Source organism: Mesorhizobium sp. M7A.F.Ca.CA.003.01.2.1 (assembly GCF_003998945.1).
Classification (GTDB): Bacteria; Pseudomonadota; Alphaproteobacteria; order Rhizobiales; family Rhizobiaceae; genus Mesorhizobium; species Mesorhizobium ciceri.
In genome coordinates this window covers 1-2,412 of record NZ_RZRA01000858.1, presented here as the reverse complement: position 1 = coordinate 2,412, position 2,412 = coordinate 1, and the positions used below count along the sequence as shown (strand labels likewise).

The following is a 2,412-nucleotide window of genomic DNA, read 5'->3' as shown; positions in this document are numbered from 1 at the left end:
CCGCTGGCACTGGCAATGTGGGAAGAAGGCAGCACCGTTGTGGAGCAGGTGCTTGGAATCGATCTCGCAGCCGGTGAGCGGCCGCAGATCGTCGTGCCGGCGGGCTGGTGGCAATCGGCGCGCAGCCTCGGCGAATGGACGCTGGTCGGCTGCACCGTCGCGCCGGGCTTCGAGTTTGCCGCCTTCGAACTGGCAGCACCCGGCTGGCAGCCGAAACAACCGTAGCTCAATAAGAGCCCGGATATAGCAGGGACCCAAGCGTGATCGCGAGTTGGGCGGCGTAGTACAGCGCCCAGACGGCGAAGCGCATCCAGGCGCGGTGCGGCGAGATGGCGGCCACCAGGAATTTCTCCGTGGCGAGCAGCCCGTCGGATGCCATGAACAACAGCGCGCCGCCGATCACGGAGACGTTGCTGGTGGTCAGCGCCGAGATACCCATTGCCAGGATCGCAGCGACATAGACGGCGATCGGCATACGCAGGCCGGGACCGACGCGCCGCCACAGCGCCGCCAGCATGACGGCCGCAAACACCGCCATAGCGAGCGCGATCGCTCCGCGCCACGACTCGGCGCCAAGCACCCCCAACCCGCCACCGCTGCGCAGGAACAGCGCGACATAGACGATGTGGGCGACAAGAAAACTGGCCAGCCCGCCGAGGAAGGCCTTTTCACCGTCGCGCGACAGGAATGCGTCGCCAACGGCGCTGAGGGCGAGCGCGGCGGCGAGCAGCAGCGGGCCGCCCTGCAGCCCGGCCAACACGGCAAGCATCGCCACGGCGAGCGTCTTTGCCGCCGAGCGGGCGAGCGTTGGTGGCATGCCAAGCGTAAAGGCGTAGATCACCGCCGCCGCCAGCGAAAAGATCAGTGTCGCATTGGCATTTGCGTCGATGCCGCCGGCAAACGGCATCGTCATGCCCCGGCCCTGCTTTGGGACGCCCTGGCTCCGCTCTCAGCCGCTGGTTTGCGCAGGAACAGCGACTTCGCTGCAAGTGCGGCCCCGCCGGTGATGAGCACGCAGGCGGCGAGGATGCGCAGCGACGGCTCGGCGACGCCGGCCGCGATCAGCACCAGCGTCGACAACAGCGGTGCGGCGTAGCTTGCAGCACCCAGCACCTGGATGTTGCCGCGCTTGACGCCGATGTCCCAGGCATAGAAGGCCGCCCCCACCGGCATCAGGCCAAGGCCGAGCACGGCCAGCCACTGGCCGGCACCGTCAGGCAGAACCGTCTGTTCCAGCGCCAGGTGGCAGGCGAGCGACAACACCGCGGTCGCCGCGCAGAACCAGGTGACGATGCTGGTCGGCACCGACGGGAAGCGCCGCGACAACAGCGAATAGGACGACCACAGCACGGCACAAACGGCGGCCATCGCATAGCCGAAGGCGTAACGGGCGTCGAAGGCGAGGCCCCCGCCCTTGGTGACGATCAGCACGGTGCCGGCAAGGCCGAGCAGCGCGCCGACGACATGGTTCCAGGCCAGTTTTTCGCCCGGCATCAGCGCCGAGCCGAGCACGATCAGCAAAGGCCATAGATAGGCGATCAGGCTCGCCTCCACAGCCGGCGCATTGCGCAGCGCTGTGAAATAGAAGAAGTGGTAGCCGAACAGCCCGGCAATGCCGATCAGCCACACCTGCGGCGGTATCTTCTGGCTCTTGTCGGGTGCCGGCATGAACAGCCGCGCGACCAGCCCGACACCGGTGCCGATCGAGAAGGTGATCGCCGACAAGAGGAACGGCGGCACCTGGCCCGACGCATCGGTGAGCAGTGCGAGCAGCGCCCACATGGCGACCGCCGAAAAGCCGATCAGTGTTGCGCGCCCCATTCTGTCTCCAGTGGCGCGCCAATTCTGCGCCTGGCTATTGTACCGCTTCGAAACGTCCGGCGCTGATGGTCAAGGTGCCGATCTGCGTGCCCACCGTGGCATGGATCGGCGCATATACGCCGGTTTGGCCGAGCGGTGCAAACGTCACCATCATGCGGCTTTTGCTCTTGAGATAGTTGAGCGCCTTGCGGCCCTTGCGATAGCCAGCCACCGGCTCGAAGCCCATCCGGCAGGTAACCGTGTCGCCCTTGTAGCCCGGCACCGAGATCGTGCCCTTCGAAGCGTAAGTCAGCGTCAGATCGGCGCGCATCTCGCCGTCGTAGAACTTTACCGTGCGGCCGCAGACCTGGTCGAGGCTGTCGGCATGGATGACGGTGGCAGCCATCGGATCGAGCACCGATGCCAGGTCGCCGGCACCGAGCGGCACCCAACTCTTGGGGTCGCGCTTGCCCGGCGCCGGGACGACCTGCGTCGAGGTGACCCTGCCATTTGCAAAGCGGATGTCGACCACCGATGCCTTCTTGCCGGAGGTGTAATCGGCGCGGAATGCCTGCGGCACCATCCTCTTGCCCGCAATCGTGCCTTTGGACG

General features: G+C 66.6%; 4 protein-coding genes. 1 reads left to right on the top strand and 3 read right to left on the bottom strand.

What is annotated here, in order from left to right; all coding sequences use genetic code 11:
- Window positions 1-225: cupin domain-containing protein (locus EN969_RS26730; protein ID WP_164758513.1), on the top strand; the 225-nt coding region annotated here is incomplete at its 5' end.
- 1 nt (window position 226) lies between these two features.
- On the opposite strand, the gene EN969_RS26725 is transcribed toward EN969_RS26730, so the two are convergent.
- From EN969_RS26725 to EN969_RS26715, 3 genes are all read right to left on the bottom strand, one after another.
- Window positions 227-913: a lysoplasmalogenase gene (locus tag EN969_RS26725; protein ID WP_063169103.1), complete on the bottom strand. Its 687-nt coding sequence runs from the start codon at window positions 911-913 to the stop codon at window positions 227-229.
- Window positions 910-1,821 (bottom strand): EamA family transporter, encoded by a 912-nt coding sequence (locus EN969_RS26720; protein WP_063169104.1) that lies wholly within the window; start codon window positions 1,819-1,821, stop codon window positions 910-912. Before EN969_RS26720 ends, EN969_RS26725 begins: the two co-directional genes overlap by 4 nt.
- A gap of 34 nt (window positions 1,822-1,855) precedes the next feature.
- A partial coding sequence (locus EN969_RS26715) for a DUF3108 domain-containing protein (RefSeq protein WP_164758512.1) occupies window positions 1,856-2,412 on the bottom strand: 557 nt, incomplete at its 5' end.